We start from the raw sequence: 26,247 nt of genomic DNA on the forward strand, positions 1-26,247 counted from the left end.
CTCATGGCGCGCAACCCCGTGGCCCAGACCGCCCTCGGACCGATGGTGCTGGCGGCCGTGGAACAGAACGAGCCACCCGGCCGGCGTCTGGTGGACGACGACTTCGCCGAGCTGTTCCTGCCGGCGGCGCTGCGGCGGCTCGTCGCCGCCACCCGGTTCGCCCCGATCCGCCGCCTGATGATCCGCGGGTCGGAGTGGTCCGGCCCGGGGTTGTGGGCCAGCCTGGCCTGCCGCAAACGGTTCATCGCCGACAAGCTCACCGAATCGCTGGACGACATCGACGCCGTCGTCATCCTGGGCGCCGGACTGGACACCCGCGCCTACCAGCTGACCCGGCGGGTCCGCAGGCCGGTCTTCGAGGTGGACCTGCCGGTCAACGTCGCCCGGAAGTTCACGACGGTGCGCCGGGTGCTGGGCGAGCTGCCGCTGTCGGTGCGGCTGGTGGCCCTCGACCTCGAGCGCGACGACCTGCTCACCGCGCTGGGCGAACACGGCTATCTGCCCGGGTCCCGGGTGTTCTTCATCTGCGAGGGCGTGACCCAGTACCTGACGGAGGCGACCGTCCGGCGGACCCTCGAGGGGCTGCGGGCCGCCGCCCCGGGCAGCCGGCTGGTGTTCACCTACGTCCGCAGGGACTTCATCGACGGGACCAACCGGTACGGCACCCGCGCGCTGTACCGCGCCGTCCGGCAGCGCCGGCAGCTGTGGCATTTCGGCCTGCAACCCGACGAGGTGGCCGCGTTCGTCGCCGGCTACGGCTGGCGACTGGTCGAGCAGGCCGGTCCCGACGAGCTCGCCCGGCGCTACGTCGAGCCGACCGGCCGCGCGCTCGGCACGTCGACGCTGGAATGGTCGGCTTTCGCGGAGAAGATCTAGCGGTCCGCCTCAGACCTCGATGACCGTCGGCACGATCATCGGCTGCCGCCGGTAGGTCTCGCCCACCCACTTGCCGACGGTGCGCCGCACCGCCTGGGCGATCCGCGCGGGTTCGGTGACGTTGTCGGCGACCAGGGACTCCAGTTCCGCCTCGACGCGGCTCACCACCGGCTCGAGCGCCTTGGGATCTTCGGAGAACCCACGGGAGAACAGGTGCGGGGCGCCCACCGCACGCCCGGTGCCGCGCCGCACCACCACCGTGACCCCCACGAACCCCGACGACAGGATGAGCCGCTCCCCCAGGGTGATGTCACCGACGTCGCCGGTGATCAGCCCGTCGACGAACATCTTGCCGACCGGCACCGCCCCGGCGATGGCGGCCTGCCCGGCGACGAGGTCGACGCTGACGCCGTTCTCGGCCAACAGGATCGACTCCTCGGGCACCCCGGTGCTCGCCGCCAGCTTGGCGTTGGCGCGCAGCATCCGCCAGGTTCCGTGCACCGGCATGACGTGGCGGGGCCGCACGCCGTTGTACAGGAACAACAGCTCCCCGGCGTAGGCATGGCCCGAAACGTGCACCCGCGCTTGGGCGTTGGTGACGACGCGGGCCCCGATCTTGGCGAGCGCGTCGATGACGCCGTAGACCGCCTCTTCGTTGCCCGGGATCAGCGACGACGCCAGGATGATGAGGTCGCCCGCGGTCAGCGTGATGCTGCGATGTTCGCCGCGCGACATCCGCGACAGCGCCGACATCGGCTCGCCCTGGGTGCCGGTGGTGATCAGCACGACCCGCTCGGGTGGCATCGTCTCGGCGACGCCGATGTCGATCACGTCCGAGTCGGCCACCCGCAGGAAGCCGAGGTCGCGGGCGATGCCCATGTTGCGCACCATGGACCGCCCCACGAACGACACCCGCCGGCCCAAGGCGACCGCGGCGTCGATGATCTGTTGCACGCGATCGACGTTGGAGGCGAAGCACGCCACGATGACCCGGCCGTCGGCGCCCCGGATCAGCCGGTGCAGGGTGGGGCCGACCTCGCTTTCCGAGGGCCCCACACCGGGATGGTCGGCGTTGGTCGAATCGCACAGGAACAGGTCCACACCCGCGTCGCCCAGCCGCGACATGCCGGGCAGGTCGGTGGGGCGGCCGTCGAGGGGAAGCTGGTCGAGCTTGATGTCGCCGGTGTGCAGGACGGTGCCCGCGCCGGTGTGCACCGCGATGGCCAGCGCGTCCGGGATGGAGTGGTTGACCGCGAAGTACTCGCACTCGAACACCCCGTGGGTGCTGCGCTGCCCCTCGGCGACCCGGACGAACTCCGGCTTGATGCGGTGCTCGCGGCACTTCGCGGCGACCAGCGCCAGGGTGAACCGCGACCCGACGATCGGGATGTCGGGGCGCAGCTTGAGCAGGAACGGGATCGCGCCGATGTGGTCCTCGTGGGCGTGGGTCAGCACCACGGCCTCGATGTCGTCGAGGCGGTCCTCGATGTGGCGCAGGTCCGGCAGGATCAGGTCGACGCCGGGCTCGTCGTGGTTGGGGAACAGCACCCCGCAGTCGATGATCAGCAGCCGGCCCAGATGCTCGAAAACGGTCATGTTGCGGCCGATCTCGTTGATGCCGCCGAGCGCGGTGACCCGCAGTCCGCCCGCGGCCAGAGGACCCGGTGGGGCGAGGTCTACCTCCACTGCCAGCTCACCGGAGCACCGCTGCGCAGCGCATGTCGGCCGCCAGCGCGTCGATCTGGGCTGGTGTCGCCGCCATCTGGGGCAGCCGGGGGTCACCGGCGTCGACACCGTGCAGGCGCAGGCCCGCCTTGGACATCGTCACCCCGCCGAGCCGGGACATCGCGTTGCACAGCGGGGCGAGGCTGACGTTGATCTTGCGGGCGGTGGCGATATCCCCGGATGCGAAGGCGGACAACAACTCCCGTAGCTGACCGGCCGCCACGTGGGAGATCACGCTGATGAAGCCGACGGCACCCATCGCCAGCCAGGGCAGGTTCAGCGCGTCGTCGCCGGAGTAGTAGAACAGCCCGGTCTCGGCCATCACCTGGCCACCGCTGTGCAGGTCGGCCTTGGCGTCCTTGACCCCGACGATGTTGGGGTGCGACGCCAGCGCGCGGATGGTGTCGGCCTCGATGGGCACGACGGAACGCCCGGGGATGTCATAGAGCAGCATCGGCAGTTCGGTCGCGTCGGCCACGGCGCTGAAATGCGCGATCAGCCCGCTCTGCGGCGGCTTCGAGTAGTACGGGGTGACCACCAGCAACCCGTGCGCGCCCTCGGCCGCACAGGCTTTGGCCAGCCGGACGCTGTGAGCGGTGTCGTAGGTGCCGGCGCCGGCGATGACGCGGGCCCGGTCGCCCACCGCCTCGAGCACGGCGCGCAGCAACTCGAGTTTCTCCTCGTCGGTGGTGGTCGGCGACTCGCCGGTGGTTCCCGACACCACCAGCCCGTCGCACCCGGCGTCCACCAGGTGGTTCGCCAGGCGGGCCGCGACGGTGGTGTCCAGAGAGCCGTCGGCGGCAAACGGCGTCACCATTGCGGTCAGCAGGGTTCCCAGCCGTGCGGGGGCGTCGAATCCGACGATGCTCACGGTGTTCAGGTTACCTGGCGGTCGCAAGCCGGTTACCACCCGCGCGAGCGTGCGTGTCTGTCCTGGGACACGCCGAGAAAGCCGTACATCTGCGCACGCTCGCGACGAAGCCTCAGCCTTCGGTGGCCAGCGGACTGGTGGCGACCTCGGTGCCGTCGGCCAGCGCGGAGATCTCGAAGTCGGCGAACACCGCGGGGGCCACCCCGGCGAGCAGGCGCAGGCACTCGATGGCCAGGCGCCGGATCTCCACGTCGGCGTGCTCACTGGCCCGCTGGGCGATGAAGTGCCGCCAGGCGCGGTAGTTGCCGGTCACGACGATGCGGGTTTCGGTGGCGTTGGGCAGCACGGCGCGGGCGGCCTGCCGCGCCTGCTTGCGCCGCAGCATCGCGTTGGGCTGGTCGGAGAACTTGGCTTCCAGTCCGGCCAGCAGCCGCGCGTACGCGGCGCGGTTGGCGTCGGCGGCGTCGGTCAGCAGGCGCCGCAGCTCGGGGTCGTCTTCCAGGCCCGGCGGCACGACGACGCGCGAATCCCCTTCCGGCACATAGCGTTGCGACAGCTGCGAGTAGGAGAAGTGCCGATGCCGGATCAGTTCGTGGGTGCACGACCGCGAGATGCCGGTGATGTAGAAGGTGACGCTGGCGTGCTCGAGCACCGAGAAGTGCCCGACGTCGATGATGTGCTTGATGTAGCCGGCGTTGGTCGCGGTCTTCGGGTTGGGCTTCGACCAGCTCTGGTAGCAGGCGCGGCCGGCGAACTCGACCAGCGCCGAGCCCCCGTCGGCGTCGGTGCTCCAGGGCACATCCGGGGGGGCCAGGAAGTCGGTCCTGGCGATCAGTTGCACGCGCAGCGGCGCGATCTCGGCCACGGCGCTCACCTTAGAGCCTGTCGCCCGCCCCGGCGTCCCGGCCCGCCGCGCGAGGCGGACCTGCCCGCGAAGTACGACCGTGCCCGCCGCCGAGTCCGCGTGCCGTGCAGCAACCGCACCGGCTCACCGAGCCGGCGCATGTCGTCGGGTGTCGCCTTGTCCGCCAGGCATTTCCGGCATGCCCGCGCGTCGACCGCCGCCGACAGGCGTGGCCTCGAGTTCGTTCATCGCCGGCGGAGCTCTCCGGCCAGGTCACCGCGCCGGGCGACGCTGAACCCGCCCAACCCGAGCCACGAGGCCATCGACTCCAGTTCCCCGGCCAGCGCCGCGGCCACCCGCGCCCTGGACACGTCCGGCTCGGCGAACGCGCCGACGACGCGCAGCGTGCCGGCCGCGCGGTCGGCCTTGAGGTCGACCCAGCGCGGCCAGTCGGCCGTCCAGCAGCAGCGGCCACACGTAGTAGCCGAACTTGCGCTTTGCGGGCGGGGTGTAGATCTCGACGCGGTAATGGAAATCGAACAAGCGCTCGACCCGGGGCCGGAAGAAGATCAACGGGTCGAACGGGCACAGCAGCGCGGTGCCGGTGTCGGAGCGAGGCACGGCCTGCCCGGACCGCAGGTACGCCGGCGCCGACCAGCCGTCGACCTGCACCGGTTCGATCTCCCCGGCGGCCAGCAGGGCCGCCAGGGCGGGCTTGACCTGGGCCGCCGACAGGCGGAAGTAGTCGCGAATGTCGGCCTCGGTGCCCACGCCCAGCGCGGTGGCGGCCCGCAGGGTGAGTTCGCGGAGCGCCTCGCCATCGTCGACCTCGCGGGAGAGCACCTCGGCCGGCAACACCCTTTCCACCAGGTCGTAGTGGCGGGCGAAACCGACCCGGGTGGCGGTGGTGAACACACCGGAGGCGAACAGCGCCTCGGCGACCCACTTGGCGTCGCTGCGGTTCCACCAGGCGCCCTTCCTGGGCCGCGGTTCGGCGGCCAGGTACGCCTCGATCTGCCCGGCGGTGCTGGGGCCCAATGCGGCGACGGCCGCGACGACGTCGTCGACCAGTTGCGGGTTGTCTTTGACGATGTGGGTGCGCCAACGGCCGTGGGAGTACTGGCGCATCCGCCAGCGCAGCAGCGGCCAGTCCTCGACCGCCATGAGTGCGGCTTCGTGCGCCCAGTACTCGGCCAGCAACCGCGACGAACGCGGGCCCCACGCGACGCGATCCAACAGGTCGCGGTCGTAGGGCCCGAGCCGGCTGAACACCGGCGCGTAGTGGGCGCGCACCGCCACCGACACCGAGTCCAGTTGCAGCACCTGGATGCGCGACATCAGCCGCTTCAGCTGCGCGGCGGTGATCTTGCTCGTCGAGCCGGGAGCGCTAAATCCTTGAGCCGCAACGGCTGTCCGCCGGGCTTGCGCTGCGGTCGGCCTTCGACGCGGGATCGGCACGGCGCCGAGAATACCGCCCCGTCCGGCCGTTTCCGGCTGTTTCCGGGCCGCCGCGGGCCTACCCGGTGCCGACTTTCTGCTCCGCGGCCGCCTCGCCGTTCGTTTCCGGTCGCGGGCCCGCCGCATCCTTTCGCTCCCGGTACGCCGACTCGAGAGCGTCGGGCACCTCCTCCAGCTCGCGGTACACGGCCATCAGCTGCTCGAGGACCTCGATCCGTTGCCGACTCGCCTCGTCCACCGCCCGGCGGGCCTGTTCACGGTAGTGATCGGCCTCCTGCTTCGCGTCGGCGAGGAGTTGCTCGCGCTCCCGCTGGGCGTCCTGCCACGCCTGCTCGATCGCCGTCTGGGTCTCGGCGCGCATCCCGGCCAGCTCGGCGTCGAGCTTGTCCTTGGTCTCGGCATACTCGGCTTCCAGGGCCTTCAACTGTCCGGCCATCTCGGTCAACAGCGCCTCGTGCTTGCGCTGCTCGTCCTCGGCCTCGGCCCGGGCCGCCGCGATCAGAGCCTCCGCCTCGGCGCCCGCCTCGGCCCGCATCTCGGAAACGTCGTCGACCGCGCGCCGCAGCATCGTGGCCATGCGCTGTTGCACCGCATGCGGCGCCGGTGAGTTGTCGGTGAGGACGGCGACCTCCTTGCGCAGCGCGGCGACCTCGTCGCCGGATTCCTCCAGCCGGGCCCGCAGGCTCTCGACGTCGTCTCGCAACAGCTGCTGTTTGGTGGTCAGGACCTCGATGTGGGCGTCGACCGCGGCCGGGTCGTAACCCCTGAACTTGCGCGAGAACTCCTTCGCGGGTTCGGTTATCACTGTCAATTCCCCCCTCCTGGGAACGCCCGAATAGACCCGATGACACCGACCCCCCGAGGTCGAGTATGTCAGGTCGTGCCGCCGGCGCGGGCACGTGCACTCACCCTCGACGGTAGCTGCGAAACCGGTAGCGCAGCCCGGTCCGGCTGACCCGCCACTCGCCCGTCTCGCCGTGCCAGGTGGCGTCGAGCACCGGGGCCAGCGCGTCGTCGTCGGCGAGCGGCAGGTCGACGTCGACCTCGGTGACCTCGCAGCGGGCGGCGTGCGGCAACGCGAGCCGGTAGATCTGCCCGCCGCCGATGACCCAGGTCTCGGGCTCCGTGCCGCAACCGGCGAAGGCCTCCTCGAGCGAACCCACCACCTCGGCCCCGTCGGCGGTGAAGCCGGCCTGGCGGGACAGGACGACGTTTTTGCGGCCCGGCAGCGGCCGGACGCCGGCCGGCAACGACTCCCACGTGCGCCGACCCATCACCACGGTGCGTCCCGTGGTCAGCTCCTTGAACCGGGTCAGGTCTTCGGGCACCCGCCACGGGATGTCGCCGCCGCGGCCGATCACGCCGGACGTCGCCTGCGCCCAGACCAGGCCGACCGTCATACCGCGACGGGGGCCTTGATCGCCGGGTGGGGATCGTAATTGCGCACGACGACATCCTCGTAGGCATAGTCGAAGATCGAATCACGCTGCGCCAGAACCAGTTCCGGGTACGGTCGGGGCTCGCGGGTCAGCTGCAGCCGCACCTGCTCGACGTGGTTGTCGTAGATGTGGCAGTCACCGCCCGTCCACACGAACTCGCCGACCGACAGGCCGGCCTGGGCGGCCATCATGTGGGTGAGCAACGCGTAGCTGGCGATGTTGAACGGCACGCCGAGGAACAGGTCGGCGCTGCGCTGGTAGAGCTGGCAGCTCAGCCGCCCGCCGGCGACGTAGAACTGGAAGAACGCGTGACACGGGGGCAGCGCCATCCGGGGGATGTCGCCGACGTTCCAGGCCGACACGATGATCCGCCGGGAGTCCGGGTCGGTGCGCAGCAAGTCCAGCGCGGCGCTGATCTGGTCGATGTGCTCGCCGGACGGCGTGGGCCACGATCGCCACTGCACGCCGTAGACCGGGCCCAGATCGCCTGCGCCGTCGGCCCATTCGTCCCAGATGGTGACCCCGTGCTCCTGCAGCCAGCCGACGTTGGAGTCGCCGCGCAGGAACCACAGCAGTTCGTAGACCACCGACTTGAAGTGCACCTTCTTGGTGGTCAGCAGCGGGAATCCGGCAGACAGGTCGTAGCGCAACTGCTGGCCGAACAGGCTGCGGGTGCCGGTGCCGGTGCGATCGGATTTGGCCGCGCCCCGCTCGAGCACCAGGCGCAGCAGGTCCTCGTAGGGCGTCGGTATCGGCACGCGGTCAGCTTAGCCGGTCGACGCCGACAAACCCGGCTGCGATCGCGGGGAGTACAACGAAAGCCATGCCGAAAATCACCGATACCATCACCACCGCCGACGGCGTCTGCGGTGTCAAGCTCTTCACCCCCGAGCGGGATGGCCCGTGGCCGGGCGTGGTCATGTACACCGACGCCGGCGGGGTGCGCGACACCTTCGACGGGATGGCCGCCAAGCTGGCCGGATACGGCTACGCCGTGCTGCTCCCCGACGTGTACTACCGCAGCGGCGACTGGGCCCCGTTCGACATGGCCACCGTGTTCGCCGATGCTAAGGAGCGTCGGCGGTTGTTCTCGATGATCGGCAGCGTCACCCCGGACAAGACGGCCGACGACGCCGGCGCCTTCTTCGACTACCTGGCGGGACGCCCCGAGGTGTCCGGCGACCGGTTCGGCGTGTGCGGCTACTGCATGGGCGGGCGTGCCTCGGTGATCGTGGCGGGCCGCCTTCCCGAGCGTGTCGCGGCCGCGGCGTCGTTCCACGGCGGCGGCCTGGTCACCGACACGGCGGACAGCCCGCACCTGTCGGCCGACCGGATGCGGGCCACGGTGTACGTCGGCGCGGCCGAGAACGACGCGTCCTTCACGCCCGGTCATGCCGAACAGCTCGACAAGGCACTGACGGCGGCAGGTGTGCCGCACGCGATCGAGTTCTACCCGGCGGCGCACGGCTTCGCGGTCCCGGACAACCCCCCGTACGACGCCGGCGCCGACGAGCGGCACTGGGCGGCGATGGCGGACCTCTTCGGCTCGACGCTGGGGCGAAGGTAACCCACTCGTGTGGCGGACCCGACACCCGCAACATCCCAGATTTGTGGGATTCGCACTGTTTAAGTTAGCGCCCGGTGGGTAATTCCCCGACGTGGCCGGGGGGTGACGATGCTGAGTTGAGCGACGCAGGTTTGATCGGGGATCGCGAATTCAAAGTTTGCTGAGTTGGAAGATGATTTCGCGCACCTTCGATGGAAACTGCTCGTGGCAAACAATCGCCGCCATCGTTAACAGGCAGTTTTAATTGGCTGTTAACCCGAACTTTTCGGGATCTGGCTAAGATTGACAATCACAAATGGACGTACGCGTGGGCATGATCTAGCATTTGCTGTCGTTAGCATGAGCGCGTTACGGGCTCCACCGCGTGGGGGGTGGGGCGGAATTGATCACCCGGGGGGGTATTTCGTGGTTTTGATCCAGTCCACAGCTGTCGACAGTCGTTGTGTCGAGCGCAGACGCCCGTCGCCACCTGACCAACTGCCCATCGAGGCACTGCACGAAATGCCCGCGCTGGTCGCCCTGGAGCGGCTGCCCACGCCGGCCCTCGCGGTCGACGGCGTGGGAACCATACTGTTCGTCAACAACCCGTTCTGCGACATGGTGGGCTACGCCTACGACGAACTCTTGTCGATGACATTCGACGACATCTTCTACGGTCTGCCGTCCGACGACGGCTGGGTGCCGCGCAAGCGAACCGACAGCGATCGGCTGATCGGGTTGCGCCACAAGGAGGGTCACTCGGTGTGGGCGGACATGAGCGAGTCGGCCATGCAACGCTGCGACGACACCGTCACCCTGAACGTCTTCCACGACCGCACCGAGGAACTCTGGGTCAACAGCGGGGCCATGGAACACTTGGTCAGCCGGACGGCAGATCGACCAGTGCGGCCAGGCGCGCTCGGTGGCGGTAGGCGGTACCTAGCGCCAGTTGATCGCTTTTGGCCCGCTTGAGATACAGGTGCGCCGGATACTCCCAGGTCATGCCGATGCCTCCGTGCAACTGCACGCACTCCTCGGCGGCGTGGACGGCGATTCCGCTGCAGTACGCCTGGGCGATCGCCGCGGCGATGTCGGCGTCCTCGTCGCCGCGGGCGCAGGTGTCGGCGGCGTAGCGGGCCGCGGCCGTGGCGGATCCGACCTCGAACCACAGGTCGGCCAGCCGATGCTTGATGGCCTGGTAGGAGCCGATCGCGCGGCCGAACTGCTTGCGCTGCTTGGCATAGGCCAGCGTGGTGTCGAAGCACCACTGCGCCACCCCGAGTTGTTCGGAGGCCAGCAGCGCCGCGGCGGTCCGGAGCGCCTCGGTCACGGCCGCACCCGCCGCCCCGACGGGAGCTGAGGCAGCGCCCGAAAAGCGCAAGTCGGCAAGGGGTCTGGTCATGTCCAGGGCCACCAGCGGTGACACCTCGACGCCCGAAGCGGCACACGGGACCGTGTGCAGCTCGAGTCCGCCGCGGCCCGCGACCGGCACCACCAGCACGTCGGCCTCACCGGCACCGGCGACGCTGGTGACTGATCCGGTCAGGCCGTCGGCGCCGGTGCTCACGCCGGTGACCGGATCACCCGGCGCGGTGGACAGCGGCACGGCCAGCGCGGCGGTGAGCTCCCCCCGCGCCAGCGCGGGCACGGTGTCGGTGTCGCCGGCGCGCAGCAGCGCGACAGTGGCCAGGACCGCGCTGGACAGGTACGGCACCGGCGCGACGGCCCGGCCGATCTCCTCCATGACGACCGCGGCCTCGCGGGCGCTCGCGCCGGCGCCGCCGAGGGCCTCGGGCACCAGCAGCCCGGCTACGCCCAGGTCGGCGGCCAGCGTCCGCCAGAGTGCCGAGAAGTCCTGCGGCGCCGGATCGTAGGCGCGGGCCACCGTCTCGGGTGGGCAGCGGTCGGCGAACAGCTGGCGCACGCTGTCGCGCAGGGCTTCCTCGGTGTCGGAGTACAGCAAATCGCCGATGCTCATCGGGGGATGTCCTTCCAGGCGACGTCCTTGTCGACGCGGTGTTCGCCGGGCAGGCCCAGGATTCGCTCGGCGACGGTGTTGCGCAGGATCTCCGAGGTTCCGCCCTCGATGGAGTTGCCGCGCGCCCGCAGGTAGCGGTAGCCGGGCTCGCGCCCGACGAGGTCGACGACTTCGGTTCTGCGCATGGTCCAGTCGTCGTAGCGCAACCCGGCCTCGGCGTGCAGCTCGATGTCGAAACCCGAGATGGCCTGCGCGAGGCGGGCGAACGCGATCTTCATGCCGGCGCCCTCGGGTCCGGGCTGACCGGCCTGGGCCTGTTGTCCCAGCCGCTCACCGGCCAGCCGGAGCACCTCGGCGTCGACCCACAGCCGCATCAGCTCGTCGTGCATGGCCGGATCGCGCAACCCCGGCTCGTCGCGCCAGGCCGCGGTGACCTTGCCGATGATCCCGCCCTCCCGCGGCACGCCGGGGCGCGAACCGATCGCGACCCGTTCGTTGTTCAGCGTTGTGGTCGCGACCTTCCAGCCCGCGCCCTCCGGGCCGAGCCGGTTGGCGTCGGGCACTCGCACGTCGGTGAGGAACACCTCGTTGAACTCCGCCTCGCCGGTGATCTGGCGCAGCGGGCGGACCTCGACACCGGGCTGGGTCATGTCACACAGGAAGTAGGTCAGGCCGGCGTGTTTGGGCACCGTCGGGTCGGTGCGGGCGACCAGGATGGCCATCTGCGCGTGCTGGGCCATCGACGTCCACACCTTCTGCCCGTTGACGATCCACTCGTCACCGTCGCGGACCGCCCGGGTGGCCACCCCGGCCAGGTCCGACCCGGCGCCGGGCTCGCTGAACAGCTGGCAGTAGACCTGCTCCCCGGTGAACAACGGCCGCAGGAACTTCCGCTTCTGCTCGTCGGTGCCGAACGCCGCGATGGTCGGGGCCGCCATGCCCATCCCGATGAAGTTCTTCGGTGTGCCCCCGACCGGCGCCCCTGCGGCGGCCAGCCGGGCGTCGACCCGTTGCTGGGCACTGCGCGGCAGACCCAGCCCGCCGAAACCCTCCGGCAGGTGCACCCACGCCAGGCCGGCGTCGTACTGCGCGCCGAGGAATTCCCGGGGGGCGGTGGTCGCCGGGTCGTGGCCGTCGAGCAGCGCCTGCACGCGTGCGTCCACCTCCGCGGTGTTCACCGCCCGCCGCCCGGATGTGCCTGGAAGCCCGCGGCGTTGCCGAGCACCTGACCGCCGTCGATGACCATCACCTCGCCGGTGATCCAGCTCGCGGCGTCGGAGACCAGGAAGGCGACCGCGTTGGCCACGTCGACCGGTTCACCGATCCGGCCCAGGGCCGTCGACGACGCCAGCGGGTCCTCGTTGTCCTTCCACAGCGCCTCGGCCAGCCGGGTGCGCACCACCCCGGGGCAGATCGCGTTGACCCGCACGCGCGGCGAAAGTTCCAGTGCCAGTTGCTTGGTGACGTGGATGAGAGCCGCCTTGGTGGCGTTGTACATGCCCATGCCCGGCGACTGGTGCAGGCCGCCGATGGAGGCGGTGTTGACGACCGCGCCGCCGTGTTCACCCATCCAGGACTTCACGGCCAGCGACGTCCACAGCAGCGGGGCCCACAGGTTGACGTCGAAGATCTTGGCGAAGCGGGCGTGATCCTGATCGATCAACGGACCGAAGGCCGGGTTGGTCCCCGCGTTGTTGACCAGGATGTCGACGCTGCCGAAGCGCTCCATGGTGAGGTCCACGCAGCGCCGGGCGGCGTCCTCGTCGACCGCGTGGGCGCCCACACCGAGGGCCCGCTCCCCTACCTGCGCCGCGGCCTCCTCGGCCGCCTCCTGCTTGCGGGCGGTCAGCACCACGTTGGCGCCCGCTTCGGCAAGTTGTTGGGCGATGGCCAGCCCGATGCCCCGGGACGCCCCGGTGATGATCGCGGTGCGTCCGGTCAGGTCCGGCGAGCTCATTTCGCAGTGCCTTTTGTCATCCACCGCACCGGGGCAGGTTTTGTACACGTGTCAATGTGGTAACCAATGCGCATGTCAGCGAAATTAGCCCTCATGAAACCACTGGTGGTGGCCGGGGCTGTCGCAGCGACGGTCGCCGCCACCCCCACGGCAGCGGCCGAGGCTTTCGCGGCCGCCCCCGCGCCGATCACACACGTTGCCTTCCAGGACAGTCCGGGCGGCGGAGGATGCGACAGCAACGGCAACTGCGGCTGGGGCGGCCAGAACGGCGGTCCCGGCGGCGGTCCCGGCGGCCACGGTTGCGTACCGGGCGTCGGTTGCGGCTCCGGCGGCCAGTTCGCCGGGCCCGGTGGCGTACCGGGCGGGGTCGGATGCCTGCCCGGTGTCGGTTGCGGCTCGGGACACGGCTGACCCGCCCGCCCCTCAGGCTCCTGTGAGCCGGGTGATCCAGGCGCGGGAGTCCGCGGGGTCGATCACGTCGTCCAGTTCGAAGGTGGTGGCCGACCGCAGCGCCTTGCCGTGCTGGTAGGCCGCGTCGACCAAACGGTCGAACAGTTGCTGCCGTTCGTCGGGATCCGCCTCGGCGAGTTCCTTGCGGAAGCCAAGCCGCACAGCACCTTCCAGGCCCATGCCGCCGATCTCCCCGGTGGGCCAGGCAACGGTGAACTGCGGCGCGCGGAACGAACCGCCGGCCATCGCCATGGCGCCCAGGCCGTACCCCTTGCGCAGGATGATCATTCCGACCGGCACCGTCAGCCGCGCCCCGACGACGAACATCCGGCCGAACCGCCGCACGGTGGCCTCCTTCTCCGCGTCCGGCCCCACCATGAACCCCGGGGTGTCGCAGAGCGAGATCACCGGCAGCCGGAACGACTCGCACAGGCCCAGGAAGTCGCTGGCCTTGTCCGCGGCCTCGGCGTCGATCGCCCCGCCCAGGTGATGGCTGCTGTTGGCGATCAGCCCGTAGGCCGCCCCCTCGACGCGGACCAGGGCGGTGACGACCCCGACACCGTGGTCGGGCCGCAGCTCCAGGATCGAGCCGACGTCGACGATCGACTCGATCGCCCGACGAATGTCGTAGGCGCGCAATCGGTTCTGCGGCACCACGTGCCGGGCCAGCCGCGGGTCCGGCGCCTCCCAGTCCTCCAGCGCGCCCTGGAAGTAGGAGAGGTAGCGCTTGGCCAGCGCCACCGCGTGCGCCTCGTCGCGGGCGACCAGGTCCACCACGCCGTTGTGCCGCTGCACCTCGATCGGGCCGATCGCCTCCGGGGGGTACACGCCCAGCCCGCCGCCCTCGATCATCGCCGGCCCGCCCATCCCGATGTTGGCGTCGGGGGTCGCGATGATCACGTCGCACACCCCGGCCAGCGCGGCGTTGCCGGCAAAACAGCGACCCGACACGATCGACACCAGCGGCACGCGGCCCCGCAGGCCGGCCAGCATCCGGAAGGTGGGCACGTCCAGCCCAGCGGCGCCGCCCACGTCGGTGTCCCCCGGCCGGCCGCCACCCCCCTCGGCGAACAGCACCACCGGGACGCGTCTGCGCGCCGCCAGGTCGAAGACCCGGTCGGTCTTGGCGTGGTTGCGCATGCCCTGGGTTCCGGCCAGCACGGTGTAGTCGTAGGAGACCACGACGGCCTCGGCGGCGGCCCGCCCGAACCGTTCGGCGCCGATGGTGGCCAGGCCGGCGACCAGGCCGTCGGCCGGGGTGTTGGCGATCAGGTCCTCCTCGGAGCGCCGGCTGCGCTGCGCGGCGATGGCCAGCGCGCCGTACTCGACGAAACTACCGGCGTCGACCAGGTCGGCCATGTTCTCCCGGGCGGTGCGCCGGCCCTGCTGGTGCCGCTTGGCGACCGCGGCCTCCCGGCCCTCGTCCAGGGTGCGCCGGTGCCGCTGCCGAACCTCCTCGAGGTCGGCCCGCTGCCGATCGAGATCGACTGCGGCAGAACCTGATCCGTTGCCGACGTGGGGACCCGTACGGGCGAACACCAGCAGCGGGTCGCCGGTCCCCACGACCTGCCCGGGGACCACCAGGACCCGGAGCGTGCGCAGCGCGCCGGGCGCGGTGAGCACGTGCTGCATCTTCATCGCCTCGAGGACCACCAGTTGGTCGCCGGGCCCGAACTCGGCGTCCTGGGTCGGCACCTCGACCACGGTGCCGGCCAGGTGGGCGCGCAGCGGTTCCTCCCCCGGGTACAGCTCGACCTCCGCGGCACGCACCTCGCCCTCCCGCGACAGCGCCGCGGCCGCCAGCCCGGGGAGTTTCTCGTCGAGAAAGTCCGTGGTCACCCAGTCGGATTGAATTTCCTCCTGCGCCAACAACTCTCGCAGCAACCCGAGGTTCGTGCAGATTCCCTCGACGGCGAACTCGCCCAGGGCGGTCCGGACCTTGCGCACCGCGGCCGGAAACGACGGCCCGCGCACGTGGGCGACGACCTTGGCCAGCAGCGAGTCGTAGTGGGGGGCGGCGACCAAACCCGTCCGGCCGTAGGTGTCGACGCGCACGCCGGGCCCGCTGGGCGGCGTGAACGCCGTCAGGGTGCCCGCCGCGGGCACGACGGAGCCGTCGGGGGCGAAGGTCTCCATGTTCACCCGGGCCTGGATCGCGATGCCCCGCCGCGCCGCGGGCTCGCCGATGATCTCGGTGCCGTCGGAGGCGATCCCGGCCGGAAGCCCCAGCTCGTAAAACGGTGCGCCACCGGCGATGGCCAGTTGCACGGCGACAAGGTCGATCCCCGTCGTCTCCTCGGTCACCGTGTGCTCCACCTGAATCCGCGGGTTGACCTCCAGGAAGACGAACTGCTCACCGGAGACCAGGAATTCGACGGTGGCCAGCCCGCGCAGGGCGACCCGGGCGCACAGCCGGGCCGCGGCCCGATGCAGGCTGTGCCGCAGGGCGTCGGACAGCCCCTGGGCGGGGGCGATCTCGATCAGCTTCTGGTGGCGCCGCTGCAGGCTGCAGTCGCGGTCGCCGAGCGCGAGCGCGTGCGTCTGATGGCCGGCCGGCGCGGCTACGACCTGCACCTCGACGTGGCGGGCCGCGCCGAGCACCGCCTCGGCGAACAGCGCCGGATCGCCGAATCCACGCTGGGCCTCGGCGGCGCACTGCCGGTAGGCCGCCTCGATCTGGTCGGCGGCGGTCACCTTGCGCATTCCGCGGCCACCGCCGCCGGCCAGCGCCTTGATCATGACGGCGCCGTCCCGGGCCGCGAAGAAGGCCGCGATGTCGGCGACGCTGCTGGGTCCCTCGGTGGCCGGCAGCACCGGCACGCCGGCGGCGACGGCCGCGGCGCGGGCCGATGACTTGTTGCCCACCAACTCGAGCGCGGCGGCGTCGGGTCCCACGAACGTGCGCCCGGCCGCCGCGCAGGCGCGCGCGAATTCGGCGTTCTCGCTGAGAAACCCGTACCCGGGGTGGATCAGTCCGGCGCCGGACCTGTCGGCGGCCGCGAGGATGGCGTGCTGGTCGAGGTAGGCCGCCGGCCCGGCGCCGGGAAGGCCGATCGCCTCGTCGGCCGCATGCACGTGCGGGCCTGCGGCGTCGTCCTCGGCGTACACCGCGACCGTCGTCATACCCAGTTCGGTTGCGGTGCGGACGATCCGGAGCGCGATCTCGCCGCGGTTGGCGATCAGCAGGGTCGCGCTCACCGCCACGGTTCGCCCCACCGCACCTGCTCGCGCAGCCTGCTCTTGAGCAGCTTGCCGCCGGGGTTGCGCGGCAACGCGCTGTCGACGACGGTGACGTACTGGGGAACCTTGTAGTCGGCGAGCTGTTCGCGGCAGTGGTCCATCACGGCGGCCACGTCGACGGTGTCCGGGCCACCAAACAGCACGGCGCCGACCTTCTCCCCCATGACGTCGTCGGGAACCGCCAGCACGCAGGCGTCCGCGACGCTCGGCGCGGACAGCAGCACGGCTTCGACCTCGACGCTCGAGACGTTCTCCCCGCCCCGGTTGATGATGTCCTTGAGCCGGTCGACGATGTGCACGCGGCCGGCGTCGTCGACGCGCACGACGTCGCCGGTGTGCAGCCAGCCGTCCACGATCGTGGCCGAGGTGGCCTCCGGGCGGTTCCAGTAGGAGCCGGTCACGTTGGCCCCGCGTGCCACCAACTCACCCGTCATCGGGTCGTCGCCGGCGGCGATCACCCCGAGGTCCACCGAAGGCACCGCGTAGCCAACCGAGTCGGCGTGCGCGACGGCGTCGGCGTCGGGCAGCACGGTCAGCAGCGAGGCCGTCTCGGTCATGCCGTAGCCGTTGAACACCGTGGCGGCCGGGAACGCGTCCTGCACCGACCGCACCAGCGACGGCGCGATCGGCGCGCCGCCGTAGCCCACCCACCGGACCGCGGAAACGTCCGCAGCCCGGAAGTTGCCGTGCCGCAACAGCAGCGAGTAGATGGCGGGCACGGTCACCAGGAAGGAGATCCGCTCGGCGGCCAGGGCGACGAGGAACCCGTCGAGGTCGAGGGTGGGCATGATCACCGCCGCCCCGCCCACGCGGGCGGCCACCAAAAGCTGCGAGTTGCAACCGGTCACGTGGAACAGCGGCACCGAGATGAGCGTGCGCAGCGCCTCGCCCAGGTCGGCCGGCTCGCCCATGCTGCGCAGCATGTTCTCGGTGTTGGTCAGGAAGGCCTCGTGCGTGGTGGGCACCCCCTTGGGGTGATCGGTGGTGCCCGACGTGTAGAACAGGGCGGCGGTGTCGGTATGCCGCAACTGGTGCGTCACATACGGTTCGCCGTCGGGGAGCGGCGTCTGTGGCGCCAGCTCCATCCGCGCACCCGAGTCGGACAGCACGAACGCGACCTCGGGTGGCGCCGAGCGCGTATTGACCGGCACCGCAACGCCACCGGCCATCACGGTGCCCCAGAACGCCAGCACCCAGTCGATCCCGGCGGCGTAGCGCAGCGCGACGCGGTCCCCCGGTTGCAGACCGTCGGCGTGCAGCCCGCCGGCCACGCGCGCGGCACGGCGCCACAACTGCCGGTAGGTCAGCCGTTCGCCGCCCAGTTCGACCACCGCCTCGCCGTTGGGGCGGTTGTCGACCTGCTCGGCGAGCATGTCGAGCAGCGTGGCGGGCAGGCGGTCGTAGCGCGGGATGCCGTCGGCGCCGCGGGAGACGCCCGTCGTCGCGAATGGGTTGTGAGTGCGGGGAATCTCGGTCACTGCAGGCATGCCCGCTCCTTAATATCCGCCTCGCCTATCGTGATGGCGGTGACGATCGAGGATTCCGCCATCATGCCCGAGGCGTTCTTCACTGTCGACGGCGACTCCTACCTGCCCGGCGCGCTGACGCGCGGGCCGTGGGGCGGCGCCATGGGCGGTCAGGTCGTCGGCGGCCTGCTGGGCTGGGGCATCGAGCAGTCCGGTATCGACCCGGACCTACAGCCCGCCCGCCTCACCGTCGACCTGTTGCGTCCGGTTCTGCTCGAGCCGGTGCGGATCGAGGTCGCGGTGCAGCGGGAAGGCCGGCGCATCCGGCTCGTCGACGCCGCCCTGATCCAGAACGGCCGGCAGGTTGCACGCGCCAGTGCGCTGTTCCTGCGACGGGGCGAGCATCCCGAGGGCGAGGTCTGGTCCGCCCCGGTGCGGATACCCCCGATTCCGGCAGGTTCCGACGGCCTTCCGCCGGGCATGCCGTTTCTCATCTGGCGTTACGGGGCCACCGCGACGGGCACTCCCGGCCTCGCCGCCGGCGAGTGGGAGCAGGCGCACTCGCAGAAGTTCGTTTGGGCAAGGCTGATTCGCCCGATGGTGCAGGGCCACCCGCTCACGCCCTTCACCCGGCTGGCGTTCGTCGGTGACTTCACCAGCTCACTGACCCATTGGGGCACCGGCGGATTGCGCTACATCAACGCCGACTACACCGTCACCGCCAGCCGGCTGCCCGACGGCGAGTACCTCGGCCTGGCGGCCGCGAGCCATTTCGGCGCCGCCGGCGTGGCGACCGGCAGTGCGACGCTGTTCGACCGGCACGGCCCCCTCGGGACCAGCTGCGCGCTGGCTTTGGCGCAACCCGCCGACGCGTTCCAGCCGCCTCATCCCATCAGCTGAGCAGCCACCGTCGCCCCGAGATTCCAGCACGATTCCAGGTCGTCCTTGCTCGGCTTACCCGAAACCACCACGTTCTCAGCCGCTTTGACCCAGCCCAGCCCGGTGGTGATGGCGTCGACGGCCCGCTCGGCGCCTTCGGTGCCCTCGTTGCCGTGCAGGTACAGGCCGAACGGGCGCCCGCGGGTGGCGTCGAGGCAAGGGTAGTAGCAGACGTCGAACGCGTGCTTGAGGGCACCGCTCATGTAACCCAGGTTGGCCGGGGTGCCCAGCAGGTAGCCGTCCGCCTGCAGCATGTCGGCCGGGGAGAGGGTCAGGGCGGCGCGACGGATCACCTCCACTCCCTCGATCTCGGGATCGGTGGCGCCCGACAGCACCGCCTCGAACATCGCCTGCGTGTGCGGCGACGGCGTGTGGTGCACGATCAGCAGCTTTTTCGTCATGGGCGGCCCCGCATTTCGACCGCCGTCCTCATGGCCTCCCGCGCCCGCCGGCGATCCCCCGCGTAGTCGTAGGCCCGGGCCAGCCGGTACCACCGTCGCCAGTCGTCGGGGGCGCTTTCCACCTCGGTGCGCACGCTGGCGAACAGCGCGTCGGCCGCGCCCCGCTCGATGCGGCCCGACGCGCGTCGCGGCAGGCCGCGGGTGTCGAGTTCCATGCCCTCGTCGGCGATCAGGCGGGCCAGCCTCTGGTGCGCGAATCCGGCGCGCAGCGTGGCGATCATCGCCCACAGCCCGATGGCCGGCAGGATCAGCAGCGCCAGGCCCAGCCCCGCCGCGGCGGGGCGGCCGGAGCCGATCAGCGCGACGGCCTCGCGGCCCAGGAGCACGACATACACCAGCATGGCCGCGCACATGAAGCCGATCAGCAGCTGGATGCGCCGGGTGGCGTTCATTGCAGGTCGAGCAGGGGCTCGAGGCCCACCGTGAGGCCGGCGTGTTCGGGGATGCGCCGCACCGCCAGCAACACGCCCGGCACGAACGAGGTCCGGTCCAGGCTGTCGTGGCGGATGGTCAGCGTCTCCCCCGTGGTGCCGAACAGCACCTCCTGGTGGGCGACCAGCCCGGCCAGCCGCACCGAGTGCACCGGGATGCCGTCGACGTCGGCCCCGCGCGCCCCGGGCAGGCCGGTGCTGGTGGCATCGGGGTTGGGCGGCAGGCCTTTTCGCGCCTCGGCGATCAGCTTGGCGGTGCGGGCCGCGGTGCCCGACGGGGCGTCGGCCTTGTGCGGGTGATGCAGCTCGATGACCTCGGCGGAGTCGAAGAACCGCGCCGCCTGTTTGGCGAAGTGCATCGAGAGCACCGCCCCGATCGCGAAGTTCGGGGCGATGAGGACGTTCGTGGTGGTCCCGGCCAGCCACGACTCGACCTGCCGCAGTCGCTCCGCGGTGAAGCCGGTGGTGCCGACCACGGCATGAATCCCGTTGCCGATGAGGAACTCCAGGTTGCCCATCACCACGTCGGGGTGGGTGAAGTCGATGACCACCTCGGTGTTGCCTTCGGTCAGCAGGCTCAGCGGGTCACCGGCGTCCACCTGCGCGGACAGGGTCAGGTCCTCGGCCGCCTGCACGGCCCCGACCATCGTCGCCCCGACTTTTCCCTTGGCCCCCAGCACGCCTACCCGCATGGTGGTCAAGACTAGACCGGCGGTTCGCGGTGGCTTTGTCCACAGTCCGGTGTTCATCCACAGGCTCCGGCTGCGCCCCGTCGCTTTTCGTCGCTTTTCGCTGGGCGCGAATATCATTCGAATATGCGTTCGATCGAGGTTCCGCCGGAACTGGCCGCCGCTCTCGACGGCCTCGACGCGGCCCGCGCCGCGCTCGGTGCGCTGGACTTCGATGCCTACAGCCCCGCCGTCCGGCTGCGCGCGCTGGAGCGCATGGAGACCTCTCACCGGCGGCAGGCGGCACTGAGCCACGACGTGATCGCGGGGCTGGCCAAGGAGGACCCCGCCGACGTGGGCGGACCGGTGCACAAGGTGGTCGCGGACTGGCTGCGGATCAGCTGCGCCGAGGCCGGCCGCCGGCTGCGCAACGCCACACAGCTCTCCCCGCGGGTGACGCTCACCGGCCAGGAGTTGCCGCCGGAGCTGCCGGCCACCGCGGAGGCCTGGCGCGACGGCATGCTCGACGCGCAGCACCTGCGGGTGATCCAGACCTTCGTCCGTGACCTGCCGCAGGACATCCCGGTCGAGACGGTGGACAAGGCCGAGAGGTTCCTCGCCCGCCAGGCGACACAGTTGCGGCCCGACCAGCTGGAGAAGGTGGCGCACCGGTGTGCGCTGCGGCTCAATCCCGACGGGAAGTTCTCCGACGCCGACCGCGCCCGCCAGCGCGGCTTCACCTGGTGCGGCCAGCGGCCCGACGGGATGAGCGTGGGCAAGCTGGTCGCCTCGCCGAATCTGCGCGCCCACCTCGACGCGTGGCTGGCCAAGTTCGCCGCGCCGGGCATGTGCAACCCCGACGACGAGTCTCCCTGCGTCACCGGCGAACCCAGCGAGGAAGCCGCGGGCCGGGACCGCCGCACCCATTCCCAGCGTCAGCACGACGCGCTCGACGCCCTGGTCCGTGGCCAGCTGGGCGACCCGAAACTCGGTGTGCACAAGGGTCTGCCGGTCGCCGTGGTCGTGTCGACCACGCTGCAGGAGCTGACCGCGGGCGCGGGCCGGGCGGTGACGGGCGGCGGGACCGTGCTGCCGATGCGCGACCTGATCCGCATGGCCGCCCACGCCTATCACTACCTGGCGGTCTTCGACGAGCACTCGGGCCGCCCGCTGTATCTGGGCCGGACCAGGCGGATCGCGTCACCGGACCAGCGCGTGGTCCTCTACGCCAAGGATCGCGGCTGCACGCAACCCGGCTGCGACGTGCCGGGCTACTGGTCCGAGATCCACCACGTTCACGAGTGGGCCCACGGCGGCCCGACCGATGCCGACAAGCTCACCTTCGCTTGCAAGCCCAACCACAAGCTCACCCACAAGGGATGGCGGACAAGGAAACTCCCGAACGGTCGCACCGAGTGGATCCCGCCGCCCCAACTGGACCGCGGTGCGCGCACCAACGACTACCACCATCCGGAGCGCCTCTTCGACGACTGCGACGACGACGCGCCATGATGACTTCAGAGCTTGAAACGCCCCGCGAAGCCGCGCAGCGGCAGGTCCGCGCTGGTGATCAGGCCCGGCGGCGCCGCCACCACCGACTTGATCGACGCCAGCGCGGGCATTCCCGTCACGGTCATCCCGATGGAGGCGAAGTTGTCCGGGTTGGACAGGTCCACCCCGGGCCTGGGGAAGATCATGTGCTTGTTGTAGATGCAGGGATCACCCTTGATCTGGGTGATGTAGCAGCCCTTGATGTCCCAGCTCGGGTCGGTGTGCGGGGTCATCTGCCATTCCAGGTGCGTCTCGACCCGGGGCACGCCGTCGACCATGCCCTGGTACTTGATGTAGTTGCCGCCCAGCGATCCCTTGGGCAGGGTGTACCAGCCGAGGTCGACGTCCTTGGTGCACGCGCCCAACTCGTAGCTGAACTTCACCTCGTCCAGCGGCAGGTCGAAGCAGTCGGCCATCATCAGCACGCTGTCGGCGAACACCCGGGTGTACTTCTCCAGCTTGGCCGGAATTTCCGGATCGTCAACTGGCAGGCCGTAACCCACCTCGATCCAGGTGTCCTTGGAGTGGTGGCACGACACGTCGACGGACTCGATCGTGGTCACGTTCTCGATCTCGGCCACGTCGGCCGAGCAGACAACGCCCAGAATCTGATTCAGGCCCGGGTTCATCCCGGTGCCGTAGAACGTCGCGCCGCCCTTCGCGCAGGCCTCCGAGAGCAGCTGCGTCACCGGCTTGCCCGACGGGTGCGGATGATTCTTGTCGCGGTGCCACCCGGTGATCCAGTCGGCGGTGGTCACGACGTTGATCCCCGCCTCGAGCACCCTGACGTAGAGGTCCTCGTCGGGAAACACACCATGGAAGGTGAGCACGTCGGGCCGGGCGGCGATGATCTCCTCGACGGTGCCGGTGGCCATCACCCCGACCGGGCCGATGCCGGCCAGCTCCCCGACGTCGCGGCCGACTTTGTCCGGCGAATAGCAGTGCACGCCAACCAGTTCCAGGTCGGGCTGGGTGGCGATCCGCTTGATCATCTCCTTGCCGACGTTGCCGGTGGCCACCTGGAACACGCGGGTCGGTCGAGCGGGTGCATTCATTCGCGTTCAGCCTTTCTCGTAGAACTGCTTGGCCCACGCCCGGATTGCGGTGAAACCCTCGTACTCGTCGGTGGTCAGCCCCGGCGGGTCCGAGTAGCGCTGGTGCGCCCAGATATCGATGTCCTGCGTGAACTGGCGGATCACTTCCTGCCCGAACTCACACGCCTTCCGCTCGGCCCGCTCCGGATCCTTGCCCGGCGACCTGCCGATGTAGACCATGAACCGGACATCGGAGGTGGACTCGTCGACGGGGGTGATCGCCGAGATCGTCCGATTGTCGACCATCCCCCAACTCTTGGTCACCGCGATTCCCAGACCGCCGTTGATGGCCTGCACGCCGCTGTTGACGTCCTCGATCCTCTGGCCGTCGTCGCCCTCGAACGTGATGGTGAAGTCGACGTAGGACACCGCGTCGGCGAAGTCGTGGCGGGTGAAGACCGGCACGATCGGGGTGTGGTGCACGAACTTGAAATGCGCGAAGTCGACCCCGTTTTCGAGCACGTACTGCGGGTGCAATTCCAGGCCCGCGCGGTAGAGCCGCTGCTGCGGGTAGTAGTCGCCGGCGCTGCTGCCGTCGCCGAACGCGGCGAAGACGTCGGGCGCCTCGAAGTACGGCTCGCGGCGCTGCACGTCGTGCCAGATGTAGACCGACTCGTTCCGCTCGACCACGGGGTAGGTCCGGATCCGCCTGCCGCGGTTGGGGTGGTCCTGGTACGGGATGCGGACGTTGCGGCCCTGCTGATTCCACTGCCACCCGTGGAACGGGCACTGCAGCACCTCACCGACCACCTGACCGCCATAGCCCAGGTGCGCCCCGAGGTGTTCGCAGTAGGCGTTCATTACGGTGAGCTCGCCGGACTCGGCCCGCCACGCGACCATCTCCTGGTCGAAATACTTCATCTTGTGGACGTCGCCGATGCCGATCTCGTCGGACCAGGCGACCTGGAACCATCCGGTCGGTTTCATCGACAACGGCGGCTTAGCCATGTGTACGAATGATAGGAGGCTCGCACCAGAAATCAAAGTACCCTCTATGAAAACATGGATGGCCTCACTAGGCTCGGCCGTGTGACAGGCACCGATGTCGCGGGCCGACGCCCGAACCGCCGCGGCCAGGCGACTCGCGAGAGCATGCTGGAGGCCGCGCTGACGTCGCTGGCCTCCGGCGATCCGGGCTCGGTGTCGGCCAACCGCATCGCCAAGGAGATCGGCGCCACCTGGGGCGCGGTGCAGTACCAGTTCGGCGACACCGACGGATTCTGGGCCGCGGTGCTGCACCGCACGGCCGAGCGCCGCGCCGCGACGATCTCGACGCTGGCAACGGCCACGCAGCCCGAGGTGCCCCTGCGCGAACGAGTCGGCGCCATCGTCGACACCCTCTACCGGGGACTGGCGTCGCCGGATTCGCGGGCGATCGAAAACCTGCGGGCGGCACTGCCCCGGGACCCGAAGGAACTCGAACGCCTCTACCCGCGCACCGCGGCCGAGCTGTTCTCCTGGGGCAAGAGCTGGCTGGAGACCTGCCAGAACGCCTTCGCCGGGCTCGGCGTCGACCCCGAGCGGGTCCGCGAGGTGGCCACCCTCATCCCCGGCGCCATGCGCGGCCTGGTGTCCGAGCGCCAACTGGGTTCCTACGCCGACCTCGACATGGCACGGCGGGGTCTGACCAACGCGTTGGTCGCCTATCTGGAACAGTCCCGGGTGGAATGAACGACAGCGAGCCCACGATCCGCGAAGCGACCCCGAGCGATTTCGGCCGCGTCGCGGACATGCACTACCCGGCGTGGCGGCGGTCCTGGGCCGGGATCCTCACCGCGCCGCTGCTCGACATCCTCGGGCCGGCGCGGCGCTGGGCGGCCGACATCTACCCCCAGAACCTGAGCCGGCCCGGGTGGAGCATGTGGATCGCCGAGTCCGGCGACCGGGTCGCGGGCGTGACGATCTTCGGGCCCGACCCCGCCGATCCCGGTCAGCTTCAAATCGACGCGCTCTACGTGGCCGAGGACTGCCAGCGCCACGGCCTCGGGGGCCGCCTGCTCGACACGGCGCTGTGCACGCTGCCCTCGGCCGACGCGGTGCTGTGGTGTGCCGAGCAAAACGACAGAGCGCGCAGCTTCTACGAGAAGAAGCAGTTCCGGCTCGACGGCCGCACCCTGGACTGGGAGCCGCTTGCGGGAGTGCGGGTGCCGCACGTGGGCTACACGCTCAGGCGTCGATGACGACGCGCTGACCGTCGGCCCGCGAGACGCAGACCAGCATCTCGTCGGCGCCCACGCCGAGACGTCCCCGGTGGTCGACCCGTCCGGCAAGCACTTTCACCTTGCAGGTCCCGCAAAAACCCTGCCGGCACGAGTAGGGGGTGGTGGGGTCTCGATCGAGCATGACGCTCAGCGCCGACCGGTCCGCCGGAACGCCGAGCACCTGCCGCGACCGTGCGAGCTCCACCTCGAACGCCACGCCCCCGACGACGGGCGGCGGGGTGAACCGCTCGTAATGCATTGGCGCCGAGGCAAACTCGGCGCGGGACGCCCGCACCGCCTCCAGCATCGCGGTCGGTCCGCACACGTACACCGCCGTCGTGGGCCCGGCGCCGGCCAGCAGGTCGTCCACACCGGCGCAGCGGCCGTGCTCGTCATCGGCCCAGACCCGCACCCGCTCCGGCGCCACTGACACCACCTCGTCCAGCAGCGGCATGTAGTCCCGGCTGCGACCGGCATACACCGCGCGCCAGGCGATTCCATGCTCTTGGGCCGCCCGCATCATCGGCAGGATCGGCGTCACCCCGATGCCGCCGATCACGAACAGCACGTCGCGCTCGGCGGCGCCGAGGAAGAACGCGTTGCGCGGGCCCTCGAACACCACGGTGTCGCCGACGCCGAGAGACTCGTGCATCTCGATCGAACCGCCGCCGCCGTCGGGGATCCGGCGGATCGCGATGCGGTAGTCGGTGCGTCGTCCGGGCTGACCGCACAACGAGTACTGCCGGCGTCGTCCCGAGGGCAACCGGACGTCGATGTGCGCGCCGGGCGTCCAGGACGGGAGCGGCCGGCCGTCAGCGTCGGCCAACGTCAGGGCGACCACGTCGGGGGCGACGAGTTCGCGCCGCGTGACCACCGCCGTCTGCGTCCGCCGGACCGGTCGCACCCGGGACGGCTCCCACCGCGAGACCGAGGCGAACCCGTCGAAGACCACCCGCAGCCCCCACAACAGCGCGCCGAGCCGGTCGTGGTCGCGACGCCCGTACAGGTCGGCGGACCTGCTGCTCCAAAGGCTTTCGGGCACAGCACAACCC

At 70.6% G+C, this 26,247-nt stretch carries 25 protein-coding genes and 1 pseudogene; 8 read left to right on the plus strand and 18 right to left on the minus strand.

Translation table 11 applies throughout. The features are described 5' to 3' along the window. Positions 1-3: 3 nt before the first annotated feature. On the plus strand, positions 4-876 hold the full coding sequence (locus AB8998_RS19900; protein WP_369739425.1) for an SAM-dependent methyltransferase: 873 nt from the start codon (positions 4-6) through the stop codon (positions 874-876). A gap of 9 nt (positions 877-885) precedes the next feature. Here the strand turns inward: AB8998_RS19900 and AB8998_RS19905 are convergent, their stop codons facing one another. From AB8998_RS19905 to AB8998_RS19935, 7 genes and pseudogenes are all read right to left on the minus strand, one after another. Continuing rightward, positions 886-2,562, minus strand: coding sequence for a ribonuclease J (locus AB8998_RS19905; protein ID WP_369739426.1), 1,677 nt, complete (start codon positions 2,560-2,562; stop codon positions 886-888). A 7-nt stretch (positions 2,563-2,569) separates the two neighbouring features. Continuing rightward, positions 2,570-3,472 (minus strand): 4-hydroxy-tetrahydrodipicolinate synthase, encoded by a 903-nt coding sequence (gene dapA, locus AB8998_RS19910; protein WP_369739427.1) that lies wholly within the window; start codon positions 3,470-3,472, stop codon positions 2,570-2,572. 112 nt (positions 3,473-3,584) lie between these two features. Continuing rightward, a complete protein-coding gene (gene thyX / locus AB8998_RS19915) occupies positions 3,585-4,337 on the minus strand; it encodes an FAD-dependent thymidylate synthase (RefSeq protein WP_369739428.1) in 753 nt (250 codons plus the stop codon). Positions 4,338-4,561: 224 nt separating this feature from the next. Then, positions 4,562-5,768 (minus strand): annotated as a pseudogene (locus AB8998_RS19920) (winged helix-turn-helix domain-containing protein). Positions 5,769-5,832: 64 nt separating this feature from the next. Next, positions 5,833-6,579 (minus strand): DivIVA domain-containing protein, encoded by a 747-nt coding sequence (locus tag AB8998_RS19925; RefSeq protein WP_369741666.1) that lies wholly within the window; start codon positions 6,577-6,579, stop codon positions 5,833-5,835. Positions 6,580-6,679: 100 nt separating this feature from the next. Then, positions 6,680-7,174 carry a dihydrofolate reductase gene (locus tag AB8998_RS19930; RefSeq protein ID WP_369739429.1) on the minus strand — a complete coding sequence of 165 codons (495 nt, stop codon included), beginning with the start codon at positions 7,172-7,174 and terminating at the stop codon, positions 6,680-6,682. After that, positions 7,171-7,971, minus strand: a complete 801-nt coding sequence (locus AB8998_RS19935; protein WP_369739430.1) for a thymidylate synthase — start codon at positions 7,969-7,971, stop codon at positions 7,171-7,173. Before AB8998_RS19935 ends, AB8998_RS19930 begins: the two co-directional genes overlap by 4 nt. 65 nt (positions 7,972-8,036) lie before the next feature. Here AB8998_RS19935 and AB8998_RS19940 point away from each other — a divergent pair, with 65 nt between their 5' ends. Both AB8998_RS19940 and AB8998_RS19945 read left to right on the plus strand, forming a co-directional pair. After that, on the plus strand, positions 8,037-8,780 hold the full coding sequence (locus AB8998_RS19940; protein WP_369739431.1) for a dienelactone hydrolase family protein: 744 nt from the start codon (positions 8,037-8,039) through the stop codon (positions 8,778-8,780). Positions 8,781-9,281: 501 nt separating this feature from the next. Further along, positions 9,282-9,731, plus strand: a complete 450-nt coding sequence (locus tag AB8998_RS19945) for a PAS domain S-box protein (RefSeq protein WP_369739432.1) — start codon at positions 9,282-9,284, stop codon at positions 9,729-9,731. Here the strand turns inward: AB8998_RS19945 and AB8998_RS19950 are convergent. The 3 genes from AB8998_RS19950 to AB8998_RS19960 are packed head-to-tail and all read right to left on the minus strand — an operon-like array spanning position 9,640 to position 12,694. Beyond that, complete coding sequence (locus AB8998_RS19950) at positions 9,640-10,737, minus strand: acyl-CoA dehydrogenase family protein (protein WP_369739433.1); 1,098 nt, start codon at positions 10,735-10,737, stop codon at positions 9,640-9,642. The two genes, AB8998_RS19945 and AB8998_RS19950, sit on opposite strands and share 92 nt — an antisense overlap. Continuing rightward, positions 10,734-11,915 (minus strand): acyl-CoA dehydrogenase family protein, encoded by a 1,182-nt coding sequence (locus AB8998_RS19955; protein WP_369739434.1) that lies wholly within the window; start codon positions 11,913-11,915, stop codon positions 10,734-10,736. Before AB8998_RS19955 ends, AB8998_RS19950 begins: the two co-directional genes overlap by 4 nt. After that, on the minus strand, positions 11,912-12,694 hold the full coding sequence (locus AB8998_RS19960; RefSeq protein ID WP_369739435.1) for an SDR family oxidoreductase: 783 nt from the start codon (positions 12,692-12,694) through the stop codon (positions 11,912-11,914). The genes AB8998_RS19955 and AB8998_RS19960 overlap by 4 nt, the downstream gene beginning before the upstream one ends. Positions 12,695-12,787: 93 nt before the next feature. On the opposite strand from AB8998_RS19960, the gene AB8998_RS19965 reads away from it, so the two are divergent. Beyond that, entirely contained in the window at positions 12,788-13,105 is a 318-nt protein-coding gene (locus tag AB8998_RS19965; protein WP_369741667.1) for a PE-PGRS family protein, read from the plus strand. 12 nt (positions 13,106-13,117) lie between these two features. On the opposite strand, the gene AB8998_RS19970 is transcribed toward AB8998_RS19965, so the two are convergent. Together AB8998_RS19970 and AB8998_RS19975 are read right to left on the minus strand one after the other, a co-directional pair. Next, complete coding sequence (locus AB8998_RS19970) at positions 13,118-16,342, minus strand: acetyl-CoA carboxylase family protein (RefSeq protein ID WP_369741668.1); 3,225 nt, start codon at positions 16,340-16,342, stop codon at positions 13,118-13,120. Continuing rightward, positions 16,339-17,871, minus strand: coding sequence for a class I adenylate-forming enzyme family protein (locus tag AB8998_RS19975; RefSeq protein WP_369739436.1), 1,533 nt, complete (start codon positions 17,869-17,871; stop codon positions 16,339-16,341). The genes AB8998_RS19970 and AB8998_RS19975 overlap by 4 nt, the downstream gene beginning before the upstream one ends. Before the next feature lie 39 nt (positions 17,872-17,910). On the opposite strand from AB8998_RS19975, the gene AB8998_RS19980 reads away from it, so the two are divergent. Next, complete coding sequence (locus AB8998_RS19980; protein ID WP_369739437.1) at positions 17,911-18,750, plus strand: thioesterase family protein; 840 nt, start codon at positions 17,911-17,913, stop codon at positions 18,748-18,750. On the opposite strand, the gene AB8998_RS19985 is transcribed toward AB8998_RS19980, so the two are convergent. The 3 genes from AB8998_RS19985 to dapB are packed head-to-tail and all read right to left on the minus strand — an operon-like array spanning position 18,735 to position 20,373. Further along, complete coding sequence (locus tag AB8998_RS19985; RefSeq protein ID WP_369739438.1) at positions 18,735-19,190, minus strand: flavodoxin family protein; 456 nt, start codon at positions 19,188-19,190, stop codon at positions 18,735-18,737. The two genes, AB8998_RS19980 and AB8998_RS19985, sit on opposite strands and share 16 nt — an antisense overlap. Then, complete coding sequence (locus AB8998_RS19990; RefSeq protein WP_369739439.1) at positions 19,187-19,642, minus strand: hypothetical protein; 456 nt, start codon at positions 19,640-19,642, stop codon at positions 19,187-19,189. The genes AB8998_RS19985 and AB8998_RS19990 overlap by 4 nt, the downstream gene beginning before the upstream one ends. Continuing rightward, on the minus strand, positions 19,639-20,373 hold the full coding sequence (gene dapB, locus AB8998_RS19995; RefSeq protein WP_369739440.1) for a 4-hydroxy-tetrahydrodipicolinate reductase: 735 nt from the start codon (positions 20,371-20,373) through the stop codon (positions 19,639-19,641). The genes AB8998_RS19990 and dapB overlap by 4 nt, the downstream gene beginning before the upstream one ends. A 123-nt stretch (positions 20,374-20,496) precedes the next feature. Between dapB and AB8998_RS20000 the strand changes: the two genes are divergently transcribed. After that, complete coding sequence (locus AB8998_RS20000) at positions 20,497-21,861, plus strand: HNH endonuclease signature motif containing protein (RefSeq protein WP_369739441.1); 1,365 nt, start codon at positions 20,497-20,499, stop codon at positions 21,859-21,861. A 5-nt stretch (positions 21,862-21,866) separates the two neighbouring features. On the opposite strand, the gene AB8998_RS20005 is transcribed toward AB8998_RS20000, so the two are convergent. Both AB8998_RS20005 and AB8998_RS20010 read right to left on the minus strand, forming a co-directional pair. Continuing rightward, on the minus strand, positions 21,867-22,955 hold the full coding sequence (locus AB8998_RS20005) for an NAD(P)H-dependent amine dehydrogenase family protein (protein WP_369739442.1): 1,089 nt from the start codon (positions 22,953-22,955) through the stop codon (positions 21,867-21,869). Between the two features lie 6 nt (positions 22,956-22,961). After that, complete coding sequence (locus AB8998_RS20010; protein ID WP_369739443.1) at positions 22,962-23,942, minus strand: aromatic ring-hydroxylating dioxygenase subunit alpha; 981 nt, start codon at positions 23,940-23,942, stop codon at positions 22,962-22,964. A 144-nt stretch (positions 23,943-24,086) separates the two neighbouring features. Between AB8998_RS20010 and AB8998_RS20015 the strand changes: the two genes are divergently transcribed. Together AB8998_RS20015 and AB8998_RS20020 are read left to right on the plus strand one after the other, a co-directional pair. Further along, complete coding sequence (locus tag AB8998_RS20015) at positions 24,087-24,665, plus strand: TetR/AcrR family transcriptional regulator (RefSeq protein WP_369741669.1); 579 nt, start codon at positions 24,087-24,089, stop codon at positions 24,663-24,665. Next, positions 24,662-25,174, plus strand: coding sequence for a GNAT family N-acetyltransferase (locus AB8998_RS20020; protein WP_369739444.1), 513 nt, complete (start codon positions 24,662-24,664; stop codon positions 25,172-25,174). The genes AB8998_RS20015 and AB8998_RS20020 overlap by 4 nt, the downstream gene beginning before the upstream one ends. Here AB8998_RS20020 and AB8998_RS20025 read toward each other — a convergent pair. Continuing rightward, positions 25,161-26,237 carry a PDR/VanB family oxidoreductase gene (locus AB8998_RS20025; RefSeq protein WP_369739445.1) on the minus strand — a complete coding sequence of 359 codons (1,077 nt, stop codon included), beginning with the start codon at positions 26,235-26,237 and terminating at the stop codon, positions 25,161-25,163. The two genes, AB8998_RS20020 and AB8998_RS20025, sit on opposite strands and share 14 nt — an antisense overlap. Positions 26,238-26,247 lie beyond the last annotated feature (10 nt).

Origin of the sequence: Mycobacterium sp. HUMS_12744610 (assembly GCF_041206865.1) — a bacterium.
GTDB classification, from domain to species: Bacteria; Actinomycetota; Actinomycetes; order Mycobacteriales; family Mycobacteriaceae; genus Mycobacterium; species Mycobacterium servetii.